Raw genomic sequence first — 25,758 nt, forward strand, 5'->3', positions numbered from 1 at the left:
AGTTAAATGGATAGTAATCAATTAAAACCTTTGTATATTAAAGTTAACCCTGAAGACAATGTGGCTATAATAGTAAACAAAGGTGGACTTAAAAAGGGAACTACTTTTGAAAATGGATTGAAATTGCTGCAGGATATACCGCAAGCTAATAAAGTGCTTTTAAAAGATATTTCAAAAGATGAACCTTTTATTAGATATGGAGAAATAATTGGATTTGCAAAAAAAGATTTAAAAAAGGGAAGTCGGGTAGCACACGATGAAGTTAGACTACCTAAGGCACATTCCTTAGATGAATTAAAAAGCGGTAAAATGATTGATAAATATGAACCTTTAGAAGGTTATACATTTATGGGGTATAAAAATGAAGATGGCAGCGTTGGAACTAAAAATATACTTGGAATAACTACAACAGTTCAATGCGTACAAGGTGTTGTCAATGTTGCAGTAGAGAGAATAAAAAATGAGCTTTTACCTAAGTATAAAAATGTTGATGCTGTTGTAGCTTTGAATCATCTATATGGATGTGGTGTTGCAATACATGGTGATAATTCTGAAATTCCTATAAGGGCAATAAGAAATTTATCCAAAAATCCTAATTTTGGCGGTGAAATGCTGACAGTATCTCTTGGATGTGAAAAATTAGTACCTACATTACTTTTTCCTGAAATAAAAGATGAAAATCTTGTCATACTACAAGAGTGTTTTGGATTTAATAAAATGATTGATGAAATTATGAAAAGAGCAGAAAAAAAACTTACAAAGTTAAATTCAAGAGTTAGAACTAAATGTCCTGTATCTGATTTAATAGTAGGACTTCAGTGTGGTGGAAGTGATGCCTTTTCAGGAGTTACGGCAAACCCAGCAGTAGGATTTGCAGCAGATTTATTAGTTAGATCAGGTGCAAAGGTAATGTTTTCTGAGGTGACTGAAATCAGGGATGCAGTTCATTTGCTGGCACCTAGAACAGTTAGTGATGAAGTACTTGCGAAACTTGTTAAGGAAATGAAATGGTATGATAAATATTTGGACGAATCACATGTTGATAGAGATGCCAACCCTTCACCAGGAAATAAAAAGGGTGGACTTTTAAATGTTGTAGATAAGGCACTTGGATCGGTAGCTAAATCAGGTAGTACAAGCATAGTGGATGTATTATCTCCAGGAGAGCGTATTAGAAAAAGAGGTATGACCTATGCTGCAACACCAGCAAGTGATTTTGTTTGTGGGACAATGCAGTTATCATCAGGTATGACTTTACAAGTGTTTACTACTGGAAGAGGTACTACATATAATTTAATGATTGCCCCTGTTATAAAAGTTTCAACTAATACGGCACTTAAAGAAAAATGGAATGATTTAATAGATCTAGATGCAGGAAGAATTGCCACAGGTGAAAAGACAATTGAAGAGGTTGGTTTAGAACTTTTTAAATTGATAATAGATATAGCTAGTGGAACTAAAAAAACTTATGCAGATGTACATGAAATTTATAATGCACTATCAGTTTTTAATCCTGCACCAATTACGTGATAATTGCCTTGATGATAAAATAGTAGATTGTAAAATGTTATGCATATATATAAAATAGTTTGCTGGTAATAAATCATATTTGTGCAAATGAACATTGAATGATAAATGCAAAGGTATGATAATAATATTATAAAATAGAAATACAGGAGGATTGACTTATGAAAGTAGGATTTATCGGACTTGGAATAATGGGAAAGCCAATGTCAAAGAATTTAATAAAGGCAGGTTATGACCTTGTAGTTTATAATCGCAGTAAGGCATCAGAAGAAGAACTCGAAAAAGCAGGAGCTGAAAGAGGAGCTTCACCAAAAGATGTTGCAGCTAAAAGTGATGTTATAATAACGATGCTTCCAAATTCTCCACAGGTTAAAGAAGTTGTCTTAGGAGAAAATGGTGTTATTGAGGGAATAAAAAAGGGTTCCGTATTTATTGATATGAGTTCCATAGCACCACTTGTTTCTAGAGAAATAGCTAAAAAATTAGAAGAAAAAGGAATTGACATGTTGGATGCTCCAGTAAGTGGTGGAGAACCAAAAGCTATTGACGGAAGTTTATCTATGATGGTAGGCGGAAAGAAAGAAGTTTTTGAAAAATATAAAGATTTACTTTTGAAGATGGGTACAAGTGCAGTACTATGTGGTGATGTTGGTGCAGGTAATGTAACAAAGTTAGCAAACCAGGTAATTGTTGCATTAAATATAGCAGCTATGTCAGAAGCTTTTGTACTAGGAACTAAAGCTGGTGTATCTCCAGAATTAATTTACAATGCTATTCGTGGAGGACTAGCTGGAAGTACTGTATTAGATGCTAAAGCTCCAATGGTATTAGACAGAAATTTCAAACCAGGATTTAAAATTGACCTACATATAAAAGATTTAAAGAATGCTGTTGAAACTGCAGCAGGAGTAGGAGCACCACTTTTCCTTACAAATCAAGTATTAGAAATGCTTAGAAATTTGCATTTAGATGGAGAGGGACAAAGCGATCATTCTGCTTTAGTAAAATTCTATGAGAAATTAGGAAAAGTTGAAGTAACTAAATAATTTTGTAGGAATCTAGTTTGAACTTGAGCTAGATTCCTTTTTCATATATTTACTAATCTTAAGATAGATGCACATAATTATAAAAAATCATTTCTATAATAAGCAATTAAAATATTCACTTGTATTTTAGAACAGAAATAGAGTTATTGAATATAATAACTAATGGTAGTAAATAGAAAAGGAGCGTATATATATTTGAATATATATGTAGTCCGTCCAGGAGACTCTACATGGTCTATAGCTAGAAAATTTGGAGTTTCTCCGGACAGTATAATAAAGGCCAATGACCTCAATCCAAGGGAAAGTTTAGTAGTGGGACAATCAATTGTAATTCCATCAAGGGAAAGAGCATATAGGGTTAAAGCAGGAGATTCACTGTGGTCTATAGCTCAAAAATTTGGAGTTTCCGTAAACAGCATACTAAGTTTAAATAACATGTCAAGTTCTTCCGCTATTTATCAAGGTATGACACTTAGGATACCTGAAAAATCCAAAAACTATGGAACTATTGAAACAAATGGTTTTATACAACCTTCTACTGATGAAAAAGAAACTAGAATTGTAATTGATGCAGCACCATATCTAACTTATATAACTCCTTTTAGCCATCATATTACTGCAGAAGGGGGATTGACTCCACTTAGAGATGAAACAATTATTGCGGTTGGGAAAAATAATAGGGTTGCACCGTTACTTTCAGTTACAAATTTATCTGGAAAAAATTTTGACACTGAGTTAATAGGAAAGTTCCTTAATGATGAGAAAGCTCAGAATAATCTTATAAACAATATGATAGATATGATGAGGAGAAAAGGTTATTATGGAACTATAGTAGATTTTGAAAGAATTCCACCAGAAGATAGAACAAAGTATAACCGCTTCCTTGAGAAATTAGTAGCAAGGCTTCACCCACTGGGATATGTAGTTGGAACTGCATTAGCACCTAAAACATATGATGTAAAAGCTGGTGCATGGCATGGAGCTCATGATTACAGAGCTCACGGCAGAATAGTTGATTTTGTAATAATAATGACTTACGAATGGGGGTGGTCGGGTGGCCCACCTATGGCCGTCGCTCCAATTAATGAGGTGAGAAAAGTAATAAATTATGCTGTAACCGTAATACCTCCTAATAAGATAATGATGGGAATGCCGCTTTATGGATACGATTGGACACTTCCATATACTCCAGGAGGAGAATTTGCAGAAAGTGTAGGAAATAGAGAAGCGGTGGATAGAGCAAGAAGATACGGAGCTGTCATAAGGTATGATCAAAAAGCACAATCACCATATTATAACTATATAGATGAAGAAAGACGGCAGCATGTAGTTTGGTTTGAAGATGCAAGAAGTGTAGAAGCAAAATATAAACTTGTAAGTGAATATGGACTTCGAGGTGTTAGCTACTGGGTTCTGGCAAAGCCATTCCCAGAAAACTGGCAGGTACTTGATAATATGTTCAATATTGAAAAAGTTATACCAGCTAGGTGATATGGTTAGAATATAACTGTGAAATTAGTTTTTTCCTCCATAGTTTAATTATTAAAAACTGTTTAATGCTATTTAAACTGTATCCTGTAGGATGGACACATTAAAAGGGGTTGTGTCTAATCTTACAGGATACTTTTATGGTTTGTGCTAATTATTTTTCTTGTTGCTTATATGAATTTATTATTTTATAATGTGTTCTCATATTAAGTTTTAATAGTTAGGAATGGGGAGAAATTTTATGTTTACTGATGCTAGAAGCAAAAAAATCGTATTAATATCTCATTGTATTTTAAATCAAAATTCAATTTCAGATGGTACAGCGGACTATCTTGGAATCAATGAAAGTATTTTAAAGTTGCTTGTTGAATCTGAAATATTATGTACAACTATTTGTATTGCAATGTATAGGTGAAATTAGTAATTTTAAATGCATAATTAAGCCCTATATTGTTACAAAAGAATGAATTTAAAGTATCTAGAGGAGGAATAAGTTATGAAGAATATAGAATATTATATGAATCTTAATTATAAAATTGAAATTATAAAAGATGAGGAAGGTGAATATGTGTTAAGGTACCCAGAATTGAAGGGGTGTATTACTTGTGCAGATACGATTGACGAAGGAAATCTTTTAAATGATGTAAAAAAAGCTAGATAGAAATAGCATTGGAAGATAGTATATCAATACCAGAGCCATTAGAAGAAAGTTTTTCAGGACAATTTAAATTAAGAATGCCTAAATCACTGTATAAGGAATTAATGGAGAAATCAAAAGAGGAAGATATAAGTATGAACCAATATTGCTTATACCTTTTGAATAAGGGAATAGCAATTCAAAGTAAAAGCTAAATAGTAGAATAAATAAAAATCGTGGGACAAAAATGGGACATATTTGGGACAAAATTCATGTAAAAGTGTTATATGCTATGTATAGTCGATAAATGAAATTTAATATATTGTATAAATGGAGAATGGGCACTGGATAAAACCGGTGCTTATTCTTACATTGTTTACAATATATTAAAAAAATAGACAATTAGTTCATTTATAGGACATTAAATTGTAACAAATATTTTGTATACTTATAATATCCTAAAGAAAGTAAAAACTCATCTGTGCCTGCGGTTGCAAGGCACATTAAACTTAAATGCAACCACCACAAGATAGTATATTGAATTGAATTTCCTTAAAACTAGTGTAAAAATAGACATCCTTATCTAGGATGTTTATTTTATGTTTTAAGGAAATTTTAAGAATATAGATATAATATATAAATGTCCTAAGGAAATAATCTTAGAGAAAATAAAAATGATATAATAAGTCCCCTTTTATTATATAGATATATTAAAAGTAAGTGCTGGTGAAAACTAGTGCTTATTTTTAGCAAGGAATTAATATTTATTCAATATCTGTCTTTTCCTTATACTAATCGAGGAAAGCTAGGATAATAATGCTTAAAGTGGGAGAAATCTTAGTATAGATAGAAGATTAAAAAAAGCTTAATACTTTAATTCGAGAAAAAGATATGTTATTAGATTTGGAAATAGTTGTTGCAAGTCAAAAATTAGATTCAGCACTAAATGAATGTGGTGAAATAGCTAAAAGAAAAATGAACAATTAGACAAAAGGAAAGGTTTTTATCTCTCCTTTTGTAATTTAGCTAATGAAGTATAATTTTTTATATTTTTAAGGAGTTGAATGAGTCAAAAAGGAAAAAACAATTAAGTGGAACTATATTTACTTTAATAATTCTGATAGAGTAGATGGTACTGTCATTTGTATCATAAGGTAAAGATGGTATTAAAATTAAGCTTCAGAATAAAATGAAAGCCCTTGATTGGTTGCCTAAACACATGGACATGGCCATGGTATATAAGCTGGGCACAGAAACAATACAAAGTGTATTTGAAAAAGAGGGTGCAGATTTTTTAGTATTGCATAATGACGGAGCCTATATTAGGGTGAAGGATATTAAAGGGCCTAAATCTGAGAATTACGAAAGGATGTACAATTAGTTTAAGCTGAGGTATCCAGTCATTGCTTTAAAGGTGTTAAAAGACGTGTAAGTTAATATATGGATGAAAGACTCGTTGAAATCGAATAGTATTCTGTTAAAATAATGGATATATTTGATTTAATATAAAAAACTACATAGAATTAGTATTATAAGTTTTTTACTTGTTAAGCCAAAGTTTAAATAATTATGAGAATTAAAGACAGTTGCCTCCCTTGTCCATATAATATTTTTGTTTATTTTGTGAATTTAGTAGATGTTATAGATGAAAAGACATAAATATCTTTACCTTCCATTAAAATCGACTAAAGAAAAGGGATTACTCCCTTTCCCTCGTCTAAGAACCGTACTTGAGAGTTTCCAACTCATACGGCTCAAGCATTCCTTCACCATTTCTGGCAGCAAACAGTAGTTTTAGGTTTAATTTTCTTAATTCAAAGTAATCTTTGTCAATAAAAGGATTCTTTGAAATTTGTAATTTTGGATGTCTAATTATTTCTATTCTTCTTAAGTTAATCAGACTGTATTCACCCGTTGTAAACAGCCATCTCTTCTTGTTCTTTTCATGCCAGTATTTATTTAGTCTCCACCAACTATTTTTGTTGGGATGTCTATGTTTTGCCCATTGTTGCAATAAAAGATATATAGTGTTATTAATATACGAGAAAACCTGACTTGCAACAACATGCCTATGGTAATTAGTCCAACCTCTAATAATTAGATTTAACCTCCGGATTATTTTTGATTGTGTTTCTGATTTTCCTTCTTTCAGTATGATATTAGAACATTTCCTTATCATGGTTTTTATAGAATCCTTGGATGGTTTAACAATTAATTTTCCTTTGAATTTTCGAAAAGTCCAACCAAGGAAATCAAATCCAGTATCTATATGCGTAATTTTTGTCTTTTCCTCAGATAGAGTAAGTCCTCTGGTTTTAAGAAATAAACTAACTAAATCTTTAATTTCTTCTGCAATTTCTTTAGTTTTTGCGGTAATAATAAAGTCATCGGCGTATCTCACCAGGTTTACTTTTGTTTTTGCCCGGTAGTGATTTTCAATTTTACCTTTAGTATTTCGATGATATTTATCTTGTATTAGCCTTTCTAATCCATCTAATGTCATATTTGCATATAGACTTGAGATGGCACCACCTTGTGGTGAACCCTTCTCTGTTGGAAACATTTCACCCTTGTATATGAACCCGGATTTTAAGAATTGTTTCATAACTCTCTTGTCCATGGGTATGTTTTCCATAAGCCAATTATGGTTAATATTATCAAAGCAACCCTTAATGTCACCTTCTAATACCCATATAGGAGAGCATTTCCTGGCTAATATATTGAATGTTTGTTCACAGGCATCCTTTGCGCTTCTTCCTTGACGAAAGCCAAAAGAAACATTGTCACCTGTAACTTCTGCAACTGGTTCAAGTGCAAGTGCATATAACGTCTGCATAGCTCTATCATACATTGTAGGAATTCCTAGAGGTCGTTTTTTGCTTTTGTTTTTCTTGCTAATGTAAACACGTCTAAGGGGTTTTGCAATGTAATGCTTATCTGTTAGCATTAGTACTGCTTTCATTTTTGACGCTGGTGTTGACCACAGTTTTTTATCAACACCTGAGGTGTTTTTACCCTTATTCGAGGTTACTTTTTTTATCGCATATGACTTTGCATAAAAAGAATGAGTTAATAAGTATTGTAGTCTTTTGGTTTTGTTTTTGTCACCTTTTACTGTTGCTTTAGCAATTCTGGTCTGCAACCTATTAACATATTTTTCTACCTGAATCCAGTCAATGGATTCCCATTGATTAGCAAGTAATTTATAGTTTTTTAGCTTCTCGGTTTTATCCGGCGTTGAATTACTAAAATTCATAAGTTTACAGTCCTTTCCTGCCAAGAAATACCATTGGATAAGTCAGCACCTTTTCAGGTTAGGGCAAAGTTTGAACCCCTATCTTCTTTCATTATAAAAGTAGTATTTGCTTTTTATCCATTTCTTCTGCCCTCTATGCCATTTCTTTTCCTTACGGTTAGATACCTCAATAAAGAGGAGCATATAGGGTTTACCAAGTTCCGCATAATATATAATTGTGAAAGCCTTAGGAGGCACCTTTAAACCGGGAGTTCTTTATCCATTCGCATTGGTTTAACAAGAGTGCCTTTGCTTGACTCCTTACCTTTTTGGTCGAAGCGTTTCAGCCTATTTCGCTTTCTCCAGCGTAACGATTCCTAAAGTGATTCACTTTACGTTCTCCATAACTTTCTTACTCTAGCAGTCATCCCAGATTTAGGCTTCTCGGATTTCCACATTGTCTTGTGAGCTTTCTAACCCAGACGTTACCATCTACGCTAGTCACAATAGAGTTACCCCGAATGGATGGGGTAGCCTTATGGCAATATATTAAGCGACTTCTTGTCGCACTTGAAAGCCTCTATCACTATGAAAGAGTGGACTAGCATTAGGGTTAGCTTCAATAGCTTTATCAAGTGTTTGAAAAACAAGATGGTTATTATTTGAATGTCCAAGAACATAGGAAACAATGCTATTATCGTGCAGGTCAAGTATAGCACTCAAGTAAGCTTTTGTTCCATCAGTTAACTTAAATTCGGTTACATCAGTAAGCCATTTTTGATTTGGTTTATCAGCATAAAATTCTCTATCCAGTATATTCTCAGTAGTGATTTGAGGAGTGCTAGGAACATAGTTCTTTTTCTTCCTACGAATTACAGATTTCATGTTAATAGATCTCATTAATCTATAAATTCGCTTATGATTGTACCTCTTTTTAAGTATTCTATTTATATTCAAATTCATTCTTCTATACCCATATATACCTTGAACTTCAGAGTAGATTTGAATCATAATTTTAATTATTGCAGCATTTTCTTTATCTGACATACTTTCTATGCGATTTAACCATTTATAGTATGAACAACGGGCTACGCATGCAATGTCACATAGTTGAGATATTGAGATTTTATTTTCTTCACTATATTCTCTAATGGCTATGTATTTGTCTTCCCATCTCGCCTCCTTTCCACGTCGATCAACAAGGGCTTCTACACCACCTTCTTTATACTTAGATGTCCAAGCATAAACTTGCTGATACGAAACATTAAATTTCTCTGATGCTAGTTGATAATTATCGTTATTTTTAATGCAGAATGATACTATTTCAATTTTTTCTTCATAGTTTGTTTTTCTTCCAATGATCATAGTACTATCTCCTTTTGAGTTATGAGACTTAACTCTATTATGATCATTATACTTTTTTATCCATCGTTGGAGAATACCATGACTAGAAATATTGTATTTGTTGCATAAATTATTTAACGATCCTGCTCCTCTTTCATAATCAGAGACAGCCTGCAATTTAAGGGATTCAGGATAATAGGTATTTTTCTTATAACATTGCAGCCCTAGTTCTCCATTTAATTGATATTTTCTAACCCATTCTCTAAATGAACCTTTAGTAATTTCTAATTCAAAACAAATTTGCATGCAACTTTTTTTACCTATGAGGTAATCCTTAACAGCTGCTATCTTCCTATCAACTGTAACTTTTTCTTTTCTACCCATAAAAATATACCCCCTTTATGGAAACAGTTTTATTATTTTAACTGTCTACCATAAAGGGAGCATATCAATGTGTTAGACAGATGTTTTTTTATATTTATGAACTTCATACCCCCATTCACCGAGAGAGTGTAAAACAGCTATGAGTTTTTTACTAAGTTCTGATAATTCATATTCTACTCTTGGTGGAATTTCATTGTATTGACGACGAATAATAAGACAATCTTCTTCAAGTTCTTTTAAGTTTTTTGAGAGCATCAGACTGGATATGCCATCAACTTTCCTCTGTAGTTCATTAAATCTAATAACTCCATTTTGAGACATAGTCCAAATGATTAAGAGTTTCCATTTGCCACCTATAACATCCATAGCGTACTTAACATAACAATCTTCCATAAAGCGACCTCCATTACTTATATAAATATTAGTAACTAAATATTTTTTGCGTACTTGTTCATTCATATGATACTTAATATAATAAAGTTAGTCAATAGATAATTGAGTTGATTTAAGAAAATTTTTCATTTAGAAGGAGAGATTTGAAATGTCAAAGGTAGTTATTTTCAAAGGTAGTCCAAGAAAGAATGGATATACTACAAAATTATTAGAACAAGTAGCAAAAGGAGCTAAATCTAAAGGTACTGAGGTTATTGAATTTGATTTAAATGATCCTGGAATCCGTGGATGTCAAGGATGCTTTTATTGCCGTACTCATGATGGTTGTGCTGTTAATGATTATCTTCAACCAATGTATGAGGCTATTAAGGAAGCAGATGCTATTGTATTTGGTTCGCCAATTTATTATTATAAAATTACAGGTCAAGCAAAAGTTTGGTTTGATCGTACATTCCCAATGCTTGGAGATAATTTTATACCGAGACATCCAGGTAAAAAGCTAATAACCATATTCACTCAAGGAAGCTCAGATCCTAAAATAGGAGCAGAAGGCGTTAAATTTGCTAATGATATGTTAGAAGAATTAGGTTGGAAATTAGAGGATAGTATTCATTACTGCGGAACTAGCGATAATCCTGATTTAGCAGTGTTTGATGAGTTATCTTTAAGAGCATTTAAAGATGGAGAAAATTTGGTTGGATAAATTCCTAATATATCACTTATCAAATAAACATAATGATAGATTGTATTGGATTCTAATTGTAATAAACATTTACATGGTTAAAACACAATCTTCTTATTTAACGTAACAACTAAAAATACGAACGATTTATAAAAACACTGTAAGATTCAAATTGAATCTTACAGTGTTTTTATGTCGCATTTCAAATATTTTAGGAAGGAATGAAAGTGATGGATAGACCACATTGTTACGGAAAGATGGATTGGATTCTAAAGTATCCAGAAGATGAAACATCAAAAGAAAGTATATGTGATTGCTAGTTTACTAATAGTTTTTTAAGAATTACGAGAAACAAAGAAAAAAAGTATTAAAGTAAAGGTATAGGTTGAAAAATATGATATTGAAATGGCAAATAATGCCCTTCAGTATATAGTAAATTTGAAAGAAGACCATCCCATTTACAAGGATTTTAGACAATATATATCTTTCCCCAATTTCATGCAGGAAGATATACTGGTAAATTCAATTCATATTATTTCAGAAATTTGAAAAAGAGAAAATATATTTTAGGAGGCTGGATATGTATAAGATAGGATTAGATTTAGGATATAAATATACAAAAGGTGTAGCTGACAATATTTACAGTAATTTGTTGAGACTAATTCAAACAGGAAAAGTGTATTTTAACAGAGAGCAGCTTGATTTTTCACAAGATATTAAAGACATAAAAAGGGATAGGGCTGAAAAAGTACTTAATGAGATTACAAAGAAATGGACAGATATAATCTTGTATTTTAATGCAGTTTTTGCATCTGGTGGAGGAAGTATAGACATGTTTGATTACTTGAAAGTTGTTTCAGAATCTCTAAAATTAGAGCTGGCTAAAGATTCTCAAATGGGAAATGCACTTGGATATCATAAGATTGCAGAACTTGCAGAGCTAAAATCTAAAGTTAGACATTAAATATAATTTGTAACGGCTGTGATTAACTGATATTGCAGCCGTTACTAGTATAGTTACAATGAAATCGTAACAGAATAGTGTAACGTACCTTTAGTACCTTTAATTCAGTAATATAAAGGCTTTTATAAGAACTAATTATTAAAGATGTAACGATTAAGAAAATATCCACACATGGAGTTGTATATATTTGGAGATAATAACATACCTGAGTTTATTAAAAAGGGCATTATTTAGCCTCAAAAAGGTATACAAAAAACACCTCAAACCTTTGCAGTTTCTTGACTTTCAAGATTAAAAAAAGAATGCTTTAAGGCACTTAATTGATTTTTATTGATAAATTACATTTAAGGTATTTTTAATATATAAAATGATGTTTAAAAAGGATGCAGCTCAATGATAAAATAGAAAATTGTATTAGTAAAAGGATGGGAAGGGATTACTTATGATTAGGATTCAAAGGCGAGATGAATATCTTCTTAAAAAGATAGGTGAATATGGAATTCTAAATAATAAAACAATAGATAAAATATATGGAAGTGCAGTTCAATATCCTGTACGTAGGAGGAAAAAGTTAGCTGATACAAAATATATAAATAAAGCCGTAAGTCTAAAAAAGAGATATATACAGAAAATTAGAGAAGAAATAATAAGTAAGGCACAAGGAGGAAAGATAGAACGGGTAATATTTTTAGCTGAAGATAAAGCGGTTATGGATCTGTATAACGAAAGTCTTGTGTCCTTGAATGTAAAAGAGCAGCTTATAATTCCGTGGCAAGATCTTGGTTTTGACTTAATTAAAAAGATAGGCAGTGAAAATATAGAAGAAAAGGTTATGGAATATCTTTATGATGACTATGATTCCCATGATTAGGCATATGCTGACTATACAACAAAAGAGGGATAGGTTGTTATTTTGGTAACTAATTATGGAGAGAAAATAGTAAAGGTAAAGCAGAGCCAGATGATAAATAGGTATAATAAAACAGATAAATTTAAATTAGTAGTTGTATGCCTTGAGAGTCAATATGGAAAATTTAAAAGAGAGTTTGAAAACTTGGTAATAAAAACTGTGCCAGACAGTATACTATAAAAGCTATACTATTTACATATAGTATTAAAATAATACGACGATAATTACATGGTATAATTTTTTATGAGGAAGGTGAGAAAATAAAAAATGAAGGACAAGTATTTTGATGAATTGATAGAAGAAGGAAAAGGTATAAGAGGCCAAGAAATTATAGATATGTTAAATAGAAGGTACTGCTAAAATAAAGATGAACACAAAAGGTAAAACGAATGTAATACTAGTCATGTAAGATAATAAAAATAAAAAAGGAAGGATACTATGAAAAAAATAAAAACTATTTTCCTTGTCGCTGCATGTATTGCACTTAGTTCACAAGTATATTTTAATTTATTTGTACCGGGATTTACGATAACATTGTCTGTGATCATGCTACCTGTTCTTCTCTATTTTAATAGAGAAATTAATCCTCTATATTTAACAGGTATAGTTGGAATAGCTTCACCTCTTTATAGGGGACTTACGATGTATATAAGTAATGCTAGTTTACATCAAATAGTGAGTCCGGTTTTTACGGATATTCTATTCTATTTTACATATGGATTGATATATTACTTTTTATATTGGAAAAAGATAGATGCAAATTTGACCAATTTCTTTGTTTCAATTGTCCCAAGTGATTTTATTGCCAATGTTTTTGAAATAAGTGCACTTATGTGTTTTAAAGGGTATAAATATATTATATTTCAGGATTTAGCAATTATAGCTTTTGTAAGATCTATAATTGCAGTATGTGTAATATTGGTGTATAAATATTATAGCTCTTTGCTTATAAGGGAAGAGCATGAAGAAAGATACAGAAAGCTTATACTTATTACTTCAAAAATTAAAAGTGAAGTATATTTTATGAATAAAAATAAAGCAGATATTGAAGGTGTTATGAAAAAGGCTTATTGTCTTTATAAAACATTGTCTGAAAATAATTATCCAGTTGAATTTCAAAATGCGTCTTTAGATGTGGCAAAGGATGTTCATGAAATAAAGAAAGATTATGCAAGTGTTATAAAAGGTTTAGAAGAAATATTTGATAAGAAATATGATAATGTTAAGATAAACATTAAGGATATTATGGATATTATTGAAGCAGATGTAAAAGAACATATAAGAAGAAATAAGTTAAATGTATACTTAGATTTTAAAATATATGATAATTTCAGTGTAGAGAAACATTATTATCTAGTTTCAATTATAAGAAACTTAATTTACAATAGTATTGAATCTATGGAAAAGAGAAAAAATGGATATATAAGAATTGTTATTAGTAAAAGACAAGGTGAATGCATTTTTGTAGTGTCAGATAATGGATCAGGAATAAAAAAGAAGGATTTAGCTTATGTTTTTAATCCTGGATTTTCAACGAAATTTAATAAAGAAACCGGAGATATATGCAGAGGAATAGGTCTTACTCATGTAAATGGAATTGTAACTGATATTTTTAAGGGCTCAATATCAGTTGTTTCAGAAGAAAAAAAGGGCACAGAATTTACTATAAAAATAAAAGAGGACAAGATAGAAGGTGATCAGGATGAGATTTTATGTTGTAGATGATGATATAAGTATAGTTAGAATATTAACTATGATAATAGAAGAAGATGTTAATTTTGAAGTTGTAGGAAGTTCATGCAATAGTGAAGATGCTTTTAGTGACATATTTTTACTTAAACCTGATATTGTACTTGTAGATCTTCTTATGCCTGAAATGGATGGAAATGTTCTTGTAAGAAAACTTAAAAGCTTGGATTCAAGCATTTGTTTTATTATGATATCTCAAGTATTAGATAGTGATTTAAGAGCAGAGTCTTATGAAGCAGGAATAGAATTTTTTATAAATAAGCCAATAAATAAGATTGAGGTTAAAAAAGTAATTTCAAAAGTGACAGAAAGGGTAGAAATGGAGAATATGCTGTCTAATATAAAGAAAATGCTTAAAACTTCAAATAAAAGTAAAAAGGTTGACAAAACTGAAAATGAAAATCTGGTGAAAGTAAAGCATATTCTAGGTATGCTTGGTATGCTCGGAGAAAAAGGTACAAATGATATAGTCAAGATAAGTTTATATCTTATGAAGAATAATAGAAATTTTGTAGAATGCAATTTAGATGATTTGAAAAACTATTTAGGAGATAATGCCCAGGTTGTAAAGCAAAGGATAAGAAGGGCAATAAAAGTAGGACTTACTAATACAGCTAATATGGGTATAGAAGATTATGCTGATGATACTTTTCATACATATGCAAATACACTTTTTGATTTTACCAATGTAAAAGCTGAAATGGATTATATAAATCATAAAAGGAAAACAGGAGGAAAAGTTTCTGTAAATAAGTTTTTTGAAGGGCTCGTACTTAAATGCCAGGATGAATAAAAAATAGCATAGTATTAAATTAAAAGTTCTTAAAATTTTATTTTGAGAACTTTTTTGAATTATTTTGATTTATTTTGAAACTTACATTTTATCATAAAATATGATTAATTGTGACATTTGAGAAAACGGTTTATTTTTGATGGTTTATAAATTAAATTAAGGAGGAAATAATATGGATGCAAATGAAAACGATATAGAAGAGGTACTTGATAAGTCAAAAGGTCTTGAAAGAAGTATGGCAAGCAGACATATTCAAATGTATACAGTTGGTGCAACAATAGGAACGGGTATTTTTTTAGCTTCTGGAAACGTTATCAATAAAGCCGGCCCAGGAGGTGCTGTAGCGGCATATATAATTGGAGCATTGATAATGTATTTAATGATGTCTTGTCTTGGAGAGCTTGCAGTAGCAATGCCTGTTTCAGGAAATGTACAAGCATATGCAACAGAATTTATTAGTCCTGCAATGGGATTTACGGCTGGTTTTATGAAATGGATAAGCTGTGCAGTTACAGTTACTGCACAAATAGTTGCCTCATCTATTATAATGAAAAATATCTTTCCAAATATTAATCCCATAATTTGGATATTATTGTTTACTATATTGTTAGCAGTTCTTAATATTCTTCCATCTGGAAATTTTGGAGAAACTCAATTTTGGTTTGCGAGTATTAAAGTAATAGCTGTAATATTATTTGTTATAACTGGAATTGGAATAATTACAGGTATTATAGGAGGAAAAACTATTGGATTTACAAATTTTATTTCTGATGGTGGTGCCTTTCCTAATGGATTTAATGCAATATTAGCATCGATGTTATCTGCTATTTTTGCATTTGGTGGTTCTGATCTTATTGCAACTGCAGCTGGTGAGAGTAAAAATCCTGAGGTAGAAATGCCGAAGGCCATAAGAGGATTTATAATTTTAATAACTTTATGTTATGTTACATGTATTTTCTTAATTGGATGTGTACTTCCATGGAGACAGGCAAATCTTGCAGGAAGCCCGTTTGCGTATATGTTTAAAAGTGCAGGAATTACTTCAGCTTCACTTTTAGTTAATATAATTGTTATAACTTCAGCCTTATCATCAGCCAATTCTTTTTTATATGCAAGTATAAGAACACTCTGGTCACTTGCAAAACATGATCAAGCTCCTAAAATACTAGCTAAAACAAATAAAAAAAAGGTTCCAATATATGCACTTATTATTTCTTTGGCATTTGCATCATTTGCGATCGTTTCAAGTTTTATAGCAGCAGATACAGTTTATCTTTTTCTTATATCTTTACTTGCTAGTATTGATGTATTTATTTACACAATCGATTGCATATGTCAAATGCGTTTTAGAAAACGTTTTATATCAGAAGGAAATAAGGTTGAAGATTTAAAATACAAAACACCATTTTATCCAATTACTCCGATTGCAGCAATTATACTGTATGTAGTAGTAATAATAGCAATGATAATTGACGCTACTGAAAGAATGGCTATTTATACTGGTGTTCCTACAGCTTTGATTTTGTATATAGGATATGTACTATTTTCTAATAAAAATAGGAAGAGGGATATTGAGAGGGCAAGTTAATTTATATCAATTGTTTCAAAAGAAAAAAAGACACAGGGTTTACTATAAAAATAAAAGAACATGGGATAGAAGGTGATCAGGATGAGATTTTATGTTGTAGATGATGATATAAGCATAGTTAGAATATTAACTATGATAATAGAAGAAGATGTTAATTTTGAAGTTGTAGGAAGTTCATGCAATAGTGAAGATGCTTTTAATGACATACTTTTACTTAAACCTGATATTGTACTTGCAGATCTTCTTATGCCTGAAATGGATGGAAATGTTCTTGTAAGAAAACTTAAAAGCTTGGATTCAAGCATTTGTTTTATTATGATATCTCAAGTATTAGATAGTGATTTAAGAGCAGAGTCTTATGAAGCAGGAATAGAATTTTTTATAAATAAGCCAATAAATAAGATTGAGGTTAAAAAAGTAATTTCAAAAGTGGCAGAAAGGGTAGAAATGGAGAATATGCTGTCTAATATAAAGAAAATGCTTAAAACTTCAAATAAAAGTAAAAAGGTTGACAAAACTGAAAATGAAAATCTGGTCAAAGTAAAGCATATTCTAGGTATGCTTGGTATGCTCGGAGAAAAAGGTACAAATGATATAGTCAAGATAAGTTTATATCTTATGAAGAATAATAGAAATTTTGTAGAATGCAATTTAGATGATTTGAAAAACTATTTAGGAGATAATGCCCAGGTTGTAAAGCAAAGGATAAGAAGGGCAATAAAAGTAGGACTTACTAATACAGCTAATATGGGTATAGAAGATTATGCTGATGATACTTTTCATACATATGCAAATGCACTTTTTGATTTTACCAATGTAAAAGCTGAAATGGATTATATAAATCATAAAAGGAAAATAGGAGGAAAGGTTTCTATAAATAAATTTTTTGAAGGCCTTATATTTAAATGTCAGGATAAATAAATTATTCTTATTAATAAATCTTGCTTGTTGGAAGAATCACCACTAGAAAAATAAAATAGATTCTTTAATCTATATGGAAATATAAAAAATAAATAAGTCTATAGCAAATCTTTAACTAGTTATAAACTTATTATACGAGGAGTGCAATTTATGAGAAGTATCAAACACAATATAATATTAGTTATTTCATCTCTATGCATATTAAGTTTAATAATATTAGCTTCAGTAAGTTATTTTATTTCTTATGATTTAATAATGAAGGAATCCAAAACCAAAATTATTGCAGAATCAGATAAATATTCTGAAATAACTAACGAATGGATTGGCGAGCAGGGAAAAGTAATCAAAGAAATTGGAGATTGTATTCAACAAATGGACACAAATGATAATAAAAAAATTTTAACATACCTGCAAGAAAAAACAAGAGACAATTCTAATACAGGGGGAATATATCTAGGGTTTAAAGACAAAAGATATTTAGATGGAACTGGGTGGATACCTGATAAAGATTTTGATTGTACTCAAAGGTATTGGTATAAAGATGCTGTCCAAAAAAATAAATTAGTTTATTCTGAACCCTATTTAGATGAACTTACAAAAAAAATGACAGTTTCTATATCTGAACCTATTGTAAAAAATGGTGAAATAATCGGTGTTGTAAGTTGTGACTTTAAATTAAATACAATTAAAAACATGCTAGATAAAGTAAAACCCGTCAATAATAGTTATACATTTTTATTAGATAATAAAAATGATTTTATAATGCATCCCAATAAAGATTTTCAACCTACAAAAAATGAAAATAAAAATGTTAATAAAATTATGAATGGAAAATTTTCTAAGATATTAAACAATAATATAACTCTATTAAAGGATTTTGATGGTAAAGAAAAATATTTTGTTACTTCTAAGGTTAACTGTTGTAATTGGCTTGTTGGTGTTGTAGTACCTAAAAATGAATTGGAAAAACCACTTCATTCATTATTGTTAGGATTTATTTTGGTAATAATTATAATGTTAGTGCTTTCAATCTTACTTTCCTTATATATTGGAGGTAAAATTGGGAATCCAATAATATCTCTAACAAAGTTAGTAAAGAAAACTTCCAACTTTGATTTAACTTCTGATACTAGCTGTGATTATTTATTAGGAAGAAAAGATGAAATAGGACAACTTGCTAATGCTACAATTTCAATGAAAAGTTCACTTATAGAATTAATAGGAGCTATACTAGAAGAATCACGTACAATAGAAAATGTAGTAAACACTATAAAAGATAAAATGTCAAATTTGAATGAAAATGTAAAAAAAGTATCTTCAAGTACAGAGGAATTATCTGCAGGTATGGAAAAGACAACAGCATCTGCTGAAGAAATGTCAGCTACATCACAGGAAATAGGTAGTGCTGCTCAGTCTATAGCAAAAAAATCACAGACAGGTGCACTACAGGCCGAAGAAATAAATGAAAGAGCAGATAAAACTAAAAAAAGTGTACAAACATCTCAGGAAAAAAGCTATCAAATGTTTTTAAGTACAAAAAAGGAACTTGAAATTGCTATAAAAAAGTCCAGCGTAGCCAAACAAATAAATGTGCTTTCAGATACTATCATGCAAATAACAGAGCAAACAGGCCTTTTGGCATTAAATGCAACTATTGAAGCTGCAAGAGCTGGAGAAGCAGGAAAGGGGTTTTCAGTAGTAGCTGAAGAAATTACAAACCTTGCAGGACAATCAAAAGATGCAGCTTCTGAAATACAAAGTATAACCAATAAAGTAATTGAAGCGGTAAATAATCTCTCACAAAATTCCAGCGGACTTTTAGAGTTCATGGAGAAGGATGTAAATAAGGACTACAAATCAATGCTTACAGTATCAGAAGAATATAGTAAAGATGCTAAATTTGTAGAGAGTTTAGTAGTAGATTTTAGTTCTACATCAGAGGAACTTTTAGCATCTATTAGTGATGTGTTAAAAACTATAGATAATGTAGCACAGTCAGCAAGTGAAGGTACAAGTGAAATATCAAATATTTCCGATAGAGTACTTGAAATTAATAATAAGTCAGATTATGTATTAGATGAAGTAATTAAAGCAAGTGATTGTGCTAATAAATTGAAAGCTCAAATTTCTAAGTTTAAAATTTAAACAAACTTTTAATAATTTCTGGTGTACGTGAAAAATCCTACATACACCAGGGATTAAGGAAAAAAGGTGTGTAAATTATTTTATGTATTCTCCTCTCTTTAAACAAATAATTATTGAAAGTAAATATTTGTATCTACTTTTCCTCATTTTATAGTCTTATAATATATTTTAATCATCTTAATTTTTCTAGTACAAGTCATATAGTATCAACTCTATATTCTATCCTTATTATCTCGTATATATGATTATTATATCTAATTCATATATGTTCATCAGTTCAAGTAGAGGCAAATATTTAATAATATGATTAAGTTATGGTAATTTCTATAGAAACAACCTTTTACATATTGTTTTAATGATTTAAGCTATTCATTTTTTTATGTGTAAATCATTCTGTGCAAGTACTGTATTGAAGATAGTAAATTTTAAAAATTTATTTTAAGAACTTTTTGAATTATCTTGATTTATTTTGAAACTTACATTCTAGAATAAATCATAATCATTATAGGAGGTAGTTAAATGTACAATTTAAGAAACAGAAATTTTTTAACACTAATGGATTTTACAACAAAGGAAATAAATTTTATGCTTGATCTTGCTAAAGATCTGAAGAGGGCAAAGTATGCTGGAACGGAGCAGCAAAAACTTAAAGGAAAGAATATAGTTCTATTGTTTGAAAAGGATTCAACTAGGACAAGATGTGCATTTGAAGTTGGAGCAAAGGATCAAGGAGCAAATGTAACATATTTAGGACCAACTGGAAGCCAAATGGGAAAGAAAGAGTCAGCAGCAGATACTGCAAGAGTACTTGGAAGAATGTTTGATGGTATAGAATATAGAGGATTTGCACAGGAAACAGTTGAAGATTTGGCTAAATATTCAGGAGTCCCAGTATGGAATGGCCTTACAGATGCTGATCATCCTACTCAAGTATTGGCAGATTTCCTTACTGCAAAAGAACATTTGAATAAACCATATAACAAGATGGTGTTTGTATATGCAGGAGATGGAAGAAACAACGTAGCAAATGCACTTATGATTGGTGCATCAAAAATGGGTATGGATTTTAGAATAGTTAGTCCTAAAGAATTATTTCCATCAGAAGAATTGTTAACTAAATGCAAAAATGTAGCAAAGGAAACAGGAGCAAAGATCACAGTAACCGATAATATTGATGAAGGTGTAAAAGGCGCAGACGTTCTTTATACGGATGTATGGGTATCTATGGGAGAACCTGATGAAGTATGGGAAAAGAGAATAAAACTTCTGAAGCCATATCAGATAAATAAAGAAATGATAGAGAAGACAGGAAATGAAAAGGTAATATTTGAACATTGTCTCCCTTCTTTCCATGATTTAAAAACTAAAGTGGGAAAACAGATACATGATAAATTTGGCTTAAATGAAATGGAAGTTACAGATGAAGTATTTGAAGGAAAGCATTCAGTAGTATTTGATGAAGCAGAAAACAGAATGCATACTATAAAAGCAGTTATGGTTGCTACACTTGGAGATTAGTTAGAAGGGAGAAGTAAAATATGTCAAAAATAGTAGTAGCATTAGGTGGAAATGCACTGCAGGCTAATCCTAATGACAAATCAGCGGAAACACAACTAAAAACATGTATAGAAACGGCAAAACCAATTGTTGACCTTATTGAAGAAGGTCATGAAGTAGTAATAGCACACGGAAATGGACCTCAGGTTGGGCAGTTAGTTGCTGCATATGAAACAGCTGCAGCAGTAAATGAAAAAAATCCAATTATGCCTTTCCCAGAATGCGGCGCAATGAGCCAGGGATATATAGGATATCAGCTTCAGCAGGCAATAAAAGAAGAAATGAAAAAAAGAGGATTAAGTAAGGAAATTGCTACAGTAATTACTCAAGTTGTAGTAGATGAAAACGATCCAGCTTTCAAAAATCCAACTAAACCTGTAGGGTCATTTTTTACAGAAGAACAAGCGAAAAAACTTATGGATGAAAAAGGATATGTTATGAAAGAAGATGCAAACAGAGGATGGAGGAGAGTAGTTCCTTCACCACTTCCTAAAACTGTGATCGAAGAACCTGTAATTAAAACTCTAGTTAATGCTGGACATGTTGTTATCACTGTAGGTGGTGGCGGCATCCCTGTAGTTGATAAGGGAAATGGAGATCTTGAAGGAGTTCCTGCAGTAATTGATAAAGATTTTGCTTCAGAAAAAATTGCAGAATTGCTCAATGCAGATAAATTAGTTATTTTAACTGCAGTAGAACAAGTATCAATTAATTTTGGTAAACCAAATCAGAAAAATATTTTAAAAATGACAGTAGATGAAGCTGAAAAATATATTGAGGAAGGACATTTTGCACCAGGTTCCATGCTTCCAAAAGTTAAAGCTGCATTATCTTTTGTACAATCAAAACTAGGAAGAATAGCAGTCATTACTTCACTTGAAAAAGCTAAAGAATCCATAATGGGTTTGACTGGTACAACAATAACAGTATAATTTTAACGAACAAATGCAATTTAATTAAAAATATATTATATGCTGTAGTGTTTGTATAGCATAATGAATATTTAACAAAATTATATTTATTATCTTATTAGTAAATATCTATATAACATAGGAAATTTACTAATAAAGTAAAGTTGATATAAGGAAATGTTAGATTATAAAATTACTGCCATATATAATTTATCTGGCAGTAATTTTATAAATGAAAAGGATTTCTAGATATAAAGTTACCGCATATTTTATTCAAAAAGAAGTATCAAATGTAGAAATTTTTATATGAAAGTTACAAAGTTAACGCTTACTTAGTTTTACAGAAGATTATTGATGTTTATAAGGAGGAGTGTTAGTATGCAAAGTAGTATAGAAGGTAGTGTACAAAACCAAGGAGAAGGAAAATTAGGACTTGTACCTTTAATTGGATTAGTAATTGGTTCTATAATTGGTGGTGGAGCTTTTTCTTTTCCAGCAGATATGGCAAAGGTAGCAAGCCCAGGTGCAATTATTATAGCATGGATTATTACTGGAGTTGGAATGTTTACACTTGGTTATGTATTTCAAAATTTATCTCAGCGAAAACCAGATTTGGACTGCGGTATATACAGCTATGCTAAAGAAGGTTTCGGGGAATATACAGGGTTTAATTGTGCTTGGGGACACTGGGTTAGCTCGATGTTAGGTGATGTTTCATATTTGGTTATGCTTTTCTGTACAATAGGATATTTCTTTCCCGTATTTGGAAATGGAAACAATTTACCTGCACTAATAGGTGAATCCATATTAATATGGGGTGTTAATGCGCTTATATTAAAAGGTGTAAAAACAGCTGCATGGGTAAACGTTTTAACTACTATTGGAAAACTTATACCTATATTTGTATTTATAATAGTATCAATAATTATGTTTAAAGTTAATATATTCAACTTGGATTTTTGGGGAAATATGAGCACTAATCTTGGAAGTGTATTGACACAGGTAAAGGGTACAATGCTTATAACCTTGTGGGCATTTATTGGTATAGAAAGTGCAGTTGTATTTTCAAAGCAAGCAAAAGTAAGAAAGGATATCAGTAAAGCCACTATAGTAGGATTACTAGGAGTACTTATTATTTATGTTTTAGTATCATTATTGGCACTTGGTACAATGAAACAAGCTCAATTGGCTGGATTAAAGAGCCCTTCTATGGCGTATGCTCTAGAATATATGGTTGGTAAATCGGGTGCTATAGTAGTAAATGCAGGTTTAATAATATCATTATTAGGTGCATTTCTTGGATGGACTTTGATATGTTCAGAATTGTCATATTCTGCAGGCAAAGGTAAAGCATTTCCAAAGTTTTTTACAGAAGAAAATGCAAATGGAGCACCTAAAAATGCTCTTTTGGTTACAAATATAGTAACTCAAGTTTTTTTAATATGGGCTTTCTTTTCTAAAAGTTCGTATCAGATACTATACGCTATTGCAAGTTCTGCCGTATTAGTACCATATTTTTTCAGTGCATTGTATGCTCTAAAATTAACTATCACTAAGGAGACATATACTGTAGGTGATAATACAAGAATTAGAGATATGGCTATATCAGGATTGTCAGTTATATATGCAGTTTGGCTTATATATGCAGCAGGCTTAAGTTATATGCTTCTTCTTACTATATTATTTTCAGGTGGAATTTTAGTTTTTTATAAAGCTAGAAAAGAGGGAAATACAATTGCTTTTACAAACGTAGAAAAAAGTGTAGTAACAATTCTAGTAATTCTTGCAGTTATAAGTGTATATATGATAGTTGCAGGGAAAATTATGATTTAGTTAAAAAATAGAAAGTAAGTAAAATGTTTTTAGACAGAAAAAAAGGAAAGGCCGCCAGCAGATTCCATGCTGGTAGGCCTTTCTTCATGCTAAAATCTTTTTATAATTGAATCTATAAAAATAAAAATAGAAAGGGGCTTTAGTATGAATGATACAATTTTAGGTGAACTAAAGTTAAATTTCAAGGACATAGAGAAAGAAGTAAAAGATAAAGAATCAGAAATCAGGTTTATAACACCCGCAAAGGGAAAGTATTTAATATAGAAATGGATATAAGTTGAAAATTGAATAATATGATATTAAAAATGCTTTATAATAATTAAGTTGATGAAAGCATGAAGATGAATTGTATGCTATAATTTTCATATATAGTTAAATTTCGTGAAAGGAAGTATATTAGTGATGAGTAATTTAAAAACAATTACAATTGCATCTTTATTTATGCTGATGCTTCCATTTTGTGCATATACTTGTGCTTATGCAAAGGAACTGCCTCAACAAAATGGTGTATCTATTAATAAGATATGGAATATAAACTTTAATGAAAAAATCGATGATAAAACATTATATAATAACATAACTATAACAGATGCTAGCGGAAAAATGATTGATACTATTTTAAGCTTGAATAATGATTGCAAAACAGTTACAGTAACTCCTAAAGGCCAATATACACCTAGTGAGGTTTATAAAATAACTATAAACAAGAATGTTAAGTCATTGGAGGGAAGCGCAGCTTTAGAGGCGGTTACTAAAGTTTTTTCAACTCAAAGTCAGGAAGATATACTTGCCCATTTACCTCCAACAGATTGGAATCCATTTACAGCTTCGGATAAAGAGCTTACACATTATGGCTATCCATCTAGACCTAATGATACGAAACAATTAAAAGAATGGAAGAAAAGTGTTACAGGTGGATGGTATGATCCTGAATCAGATACAATTCCTAACCATAGCCATACATGTATTCCTTGTAAAGTTGTGTGGAATAAACAAGTATATGCTGTAGATGGCAGATGTGGACCAATAAATGGGCAGAAAATTGGACAAACCAGTGATGGGGGATATATATATCAAATACCTGGAGTTAGCAGTTCATATGGAGTCATTTTAGAATTTAGTGATAAAGATGGACATAGGTGCACAAGAATTGATTATAATGCAAGAGATGCTTTATCTATATTGTTCTCAGATCCAAGTGAAATTTCAGGAAAAGTTGGTAATTTACAATTTCCTCAATCAGCAACTAAGATTAAAACATCTGTTAATGTTGAAAATAAAAGTATACCAGTAGAACTTGAAACAAAAGTAGATGAATCAGATAAACCAACATATATTATTACATTAATTGAAACTTGGAATGCTAAAGGCTATTACTATAATGGCTGTACCCAAACTGTGGGAAAGCATTATTGGAGGTTTAGAGTACTCCCAAATGGATATGATTATTTAGATCAAGGAGGAGACGTTCCGCCTCAAACTAAGTAAATAATAAATAGTTTGCTAAAGCACCGTGTTATTCTCAAATGAACTGCACCCTGTCAAGTAGACAGTGGAAATAATAAAAGTTATTTAAACGGATAAAGCCCTAAATTCCATTGGGGTTAGGCCGTTTAATCTTTTTTGTAGTCTCTTAGTATTATAGAAATTG

24 protein-coding genes and 1 pseudogene are annotated in these 25,758 nt (G+C 30.8%); 21 read left to right on the forward strand and 4 right to left on the reverse strand.

The annotated features are described in order from the left end of the window. Positions 1-6 precede the first annotated feature (6 nt). The 8 genes and pseudogenes from garD (at position 7) to CLCOS_RS23115 (ending at position 6,079) form a co-directional block, all read left to right on the forward strand. Positions 7-1,530, forward strand: a complete 1,524-nt coding sequence (gene garD / locus CLCOS_RS17460; RefSeq protein WP_063602346.1) for a galactarate dehydratase — start codon at positions 7-9, stop codon at positions 1,528-1,530. A gap of 158 nt (positions 1,531-1,688) precedes the next feature. Continuing rightward, positions 1,689-2,573, forward strand: a complete 885-nt coding sequence (gene garR / locus CLCOS_RS17465) for a 2-hydroxy-3-oxopropionate reductase (protein WP_063555433.1) — start codon at positions 1,689-1,691, stop codon at positions 2,571-2,573. 195 nt (positions 2,574-2,768) lie between these two features. Then, a complete protein-coding gene (locus CLCOS_RS17470; RefSeq protein WP_063602347.1) occupies positions 2,769-4,064 on the forward strand; it encodes a glycoside hydrolase family 18 protein in 1,296 nt (431 codons plus the stop codon). 238 nt (positions 4,065-4,302) lie between these two features. After that, entirely contained in the window at positions 4,303-4,476 is a 174-nt protein-coding gene (locus CLCOS_RS22550; RefSeq protein ID WP_156496395.1) for a hypothetical protein, read from the forward strand. Positions 4,477-4,557: 81 nt separating this feature from the next. Then, positions 4,558-4,722 (forward strand): type II toxin-antitoxin system HicB family antitoxin, encoded by a 165-nt coding sequence (locus CLCOS_RS23105; protein ID WP_343217901.1) that lies wholly within the window; start codon positions 4,558-4,560, stop codon positions 4,720-4,722. Between the two features lie 8 nt (positions 4,723-4,730). Then, positions 4,731-4,913 carry a toxin-antitoxin system HicB family antitoxin gene (locus CLCOS_RS23110; protein ID WP_343217902.1) on the forward strand — a complete coding sequence of 61 codons (183 nt, stop codon included), beginning with the start codon at positions 4,731-4,733 and terminating at the stop codon, positions 4,911-4,913. A 655-nt stretch (positions 4,914-5,568) separates the two neighbouring features. Beyond that, a pseudogene (locus tag CLCOS_RS22860) lies at positions 5,569-5,685 on the forward strand (aspartyl-phosphate phosphatase Spo0E family protein); the annotation flags it as partial. Between the two features lie 202 nt (positions 5,686-5,887). Beyond that, positions 5,888-6,079, forward strand: coding sequence for a hypothetical protein (locus CLCOS_RS23115; RefSeq protein WP_063602348.1), 192 nt, complete (start codon positions 5,888-5,890; stop codon positions 6,077-6,079). Positions 6,080-6,415: 336 nt separating this feature from the next. On the opposite strand, the gene ltrA is transcribed toward CLCOS_RS23115, so the two are convergent. From ltrA to CLCOS_RS17500, 3 genes are all read right to left on the reverse strand, one after another. Continuing rightward, positions 6,416-7,978, reverse strand: coding sequence for a group II intron reverse transcriptase/maturase (gene ltrA, locus CLCOS_RS17485; protein ID WP_242872342.1), 1,563 nt, complete (start codon positions 7,976-7,978; stop codon positions 6,416-6,418). 504 nt (positions 7,979-8,482) lie between these two features. Further along, entirely contained in the window at positions 8,483-9,661 is a 1,179-nt protein-coding gene (locus CLCOS_RS21620; protein WP_082853628.1) for an IS3 family transposase, read from the reverse strand. A gap of 72 nt (positions 9,662-9,733) precedes the next feature. Further along, complete coding sequence (locus CLCOS_RS17500) at positions 9,734-10,054, reverse strand: winged helix-turn-helix transcriptional regulator (protein ID WP_063602350.1); 321 nt, start codon at positions 10,052-10,054, stop codon at positions 9,734-9,736. Between the two features lie 148 nt (positions 10,055-10,202). Between CLCOS_RS17500 and CLCOS_RS17505 the strand changes: the two genes are divergently transcribed. From CLCOS_RS17505 to CLCOS_RS17560, 13 genes are all read left to right on the forward strand, one after another. After that, on the forward strand, positions 10,203-10,757 hold the full coding sequence (locus CLCOS_RS17505) for a flavodoxin family protein (protein WP_063602351.1): 555 nt from the start codon (positions 10,203-10,205) through the stop codon (positions 10,755-10,757). Between the two features lie 559 nt (positions 10,758-11,316). Continuing rightward, positions 11,317-11,700 carry a hypothetical protein gene (locus tag CLCOS_RS17510; RefSeq protein WP_063602352.1) on the forward strand — a complete coding sequence of 128 codons (384 nt, stop codon included), beginning with the start codon at positions 11,317-11,319 and terminating at the stop codon, positions 11,698-11,700. A gap of 442 nt (positions 11,701-12,142) precedes the next feature. After that, the gene (locus tag CLCOS_RS21625) at positions 12,143-12,571 is read left to right on the forward strand and encodes a hypothetical protein (RefSeq protein WP_082853629.1); all 429 of its coding nucleotides are present in this window, start codon (positions 12,143-12,145) and stop codon (positions 12,569-12,571) included. A 42-nt stretch (positions 12,572-12,613) separates the two neighbouring features. Further along, positions 12,614-12,790, forward strand: a complete 177-nt coding sequence (locus CLCOS_RS22560; protein ID WP_156496396.1) for a hypothetical protein — start codon at positions 12,614-12,616, stop codon at positions 12,788-12,790. A gap of 258 nt (positions 12,791-13,048) precedes the next feature. Next, positions 13,049-14,335: an ATP-binding protein gene (locus CLCOS_RS17520; RefSeq protein WP_063602353.1), complete on the forward strand. Its 1,287-nt coding sequence runs from the start codon at positions 13,049-13,051 to the stop codon at positions 14,333-14,335. After that, positions 14,313-15,152 (forward strand): DNA-binding domain-containing protein, encoded by an 840-nt coding sequence (locus tag CLCOS_RS17525; protein WP_063602354.1) that lies wholly within the window; start codon positions 14,313-14,315, stop codon positions 15,150-15,152. Before CLCOS_RS17520 ends, CLCOS_RS17525 begins: the two co-directional genes overlap by 23 nt. Positions 15,153-15,324: 172 nt before the next feature. Next, positions 15,325-16,740: an amino acid permease gene (locus CLCOS_RS17530; protein WP_063602355.1), complete on the forward strand. Its 1,416-nt coding sequence runs from the start codon at positions 15,325-15,327 to the stop codon at positions 16,738-16,740. A gap of 81 nt (positions 16,741-16,821) precedes the next feature. After that, positions 16,822-17,661 carry a DNA-binding domain-containing protein gene (locus CLCOS_RS17535; RefSeq protein ID WP_063602356.1) on the forward strand — a complete coding sequence of 280 codons (840 nt, stop codon included), beginning with the start codon at positions 16,822-16,824 and terminating at the stop codon, positions 17,659-17,661. Positions 17,662-17,811: 150 nt separating this feature from the next. Beyond that, complete coding sequence (locus CLCOS_RS17540; protein ID WP_063602357.1) at positions 17,812-19,806, forward strand: methyl-accepting chemotaxis protein; 1,995 nt, start codon at positions 17,812-17,814, stop codon at positions 19,804-19,806. Between the two features lie 519 nt (positions 19,807-20,325). Continuing rightward, positions 20,326-21,324 (forward strand): ornithine carbamoyltransferase, encoded by a 999-nt coding sequence (gene argF, locus CLCOS_RS17545; protein WP_063602358.1) that lies wholly within the window; start codon positions 20,326-20,328, stop codon positions 21,322-21,324. Between the two features lie 20 nt (positions 21,325-21,344). Beyond that, entirely contained in the window at positions 21,345-22,295 is a 951-nt protein-coding gene (arcC, locus tag CLCOS_RS17550; RefSeq protein WP_063602359.1) for a carbamate kinase, read from the forward strand. 357 nt (positions 22,296-22,652) lie between these two features. Then, complete coding sequence (locus tag CLCOS_RS17555) at positions 22,653-24,107, forward strand: basic amino acid/polyamine antiporter (RefSeq protein WP_063602360.1); 1,455 nt, start codon at positions 22,653-22,655, stop codon at positions 24,105-24,107. A gap of 402 nt (positions 24,108-24,509) precedes the next feature. Further along, positions 24,510-25,595 carry an Ig-like domain-containing protein gene (locus tag CLCOS_RS17560; protein ID WP_153042958.1) on the forward strand — a complete coding sequence of 362 codons (1,086 nt, stop codon included), beginning with the start codon at positions 24,510-24,512 and terminating at the stop codon, positions 25,593-25,595. Positions 25,596-25,679: 84 nt separating this feature from the next. Here CLCOS_RS17560 and CLCOS_RS23215 read toward each other — a convergent pair. After that, a partial coding sequence (locus CLCOS_RS23215) for an IS3 family transposase (RefSeq protein ID WP_430392620.1) occupies positions 25,680-25,758 on the reverse strand: 79 nt, incomplete at its 5' end.

This window comes from Clostridium coskatii (assembly GCF_001675205.1).
Taxonomy (GTDB): domain Bacteria; phylum Bacillota; class Clostridia; order Clostridiales; family Clostridiaceae; genus Clostridium_B; species Clostridium_B ljungdahlii.

Coding starts and splice junctions, on each gene's coding strand:
- garD (WP_063602346.1), top strand. CDS start 7: ATGGATAGTAATCAATTAAAACCTTTGTATATTAAAGTTAACCCTGAA.
- garR (WP_063555433.1), top strand. CDS start 1,689: ATGAAAGTAGGATTTATCGGACTTGGAATAATGGGAAAGCCAATGTCA.
- CLCOS_RS22550 (WP_156496395.1), top strand. CDS start 4,303: ATGTTTACTGATGCTAGAAGCAAAAAAATCGTATTAATATCTCATTGT.
- CLCOS_RS23105 (WP_343217901.1), top strand. CDS start 4,558: ATGAAGAATATAGAATATTATATGAATCTTAATTATAAAATTGAAATT.
- CLCOS_RS23115 (WP_063602348.1), top strand. CDS start 5,888: ATGAAAGCCCTTGATTGGTTGCCTAAACACATGGACATGGCCATGGTA.
- CLCOS_RS21620 (WP_082853628.1), bottom strand. CDS start 9,661: ATGGGTAGAAAAGAAAAAGTTACAGTTGATAGGAAGATAGCAGCTGTT.
- CLCOS_RS17500 (WP_063602350.1), bottom strand. CDS start 10,054: ATGGAAGATTGTTATGTTAAGTACGCTATGGATGTTATAGGTGGCAAA.
- CLCOS_RS17505 (WP_063602351.1), top strand. CDS start 10,203: ATGTCAAAGGTAGTTATTTTCAAAGGTAGTCCAAGAAAGAATGGATAT.
- CLCOS_RS17510 (WP_063602352.1), top strand. CDS start 11,317: ATGTATAAGATAGGATTAGATTTAGGATATAAATATACAAAAGGTGTA.
- CLCOS_RS21625 (WP_082853629.1), top strand. CDS start 12,143: ATGATTAGGATTCAAAGGCGAGATGAATATCTTCTTAAAAAGATAGGT.
- CLCOS_RS17520 (WP_063602353.1), top strand. CDS start 13,049: ATGAAAAAAATAAAAACTATTTTCCTTGTCGCTGCATGTATTGCACTT.
- CLCOS_RS17525 (WP_063602354.1), top strand. CDS start 14,313: ATGAGATTTTATGTTGTAGATGATGATATAAGTATAGTTAGAATATTA.
- CLCOS_RS17530 (WP_063602355.1), top strand. CDS start 15,325: ATGGATGCAAATGAAAACGATATAGAAGAGGTACTTGATAAGTCAAAA.
- CLCOS_RS17535 (WP_063602356.1), top strand. CDS start 16,822: ATGAGATTTTATGTTGTAGATGATGATATAAGCATAGTTAGAATATTA.
- CLCOS_RS17540 (WP_063602357.1), top strand. CDS start 17,812: ATGAGAAGTATCAAACACAATATAATATTAGTTATTTCATCTCTATGC.
- argF (WP_063602358.1), top strand. CDS start 20,326: ATGTACAATTTAAGAAACAGAAATTTTTTAACACTAATGGATTTTACA.
- arcC (WP_063602359.1), top strand. CDS start 21,345: ATGTCAAAAATAGTAGTAGCATTAGGTGGAAATGCACTGCAGGCTAAT.
- CLCOS_RS17555 (WP_063602360.1), top strand. CDS start 22,653: ATGCAAAGTAGTATAGAAGGTAGTGTACAAAACCAAGGAGAAGGAAAA.
- CLCOS_RS17560 (WP_153042958.1), top strand. CDS start 24,510: ATGAGTAATTTAAAAACAATTACAATTGCATCTTTATTTATGCTGATG.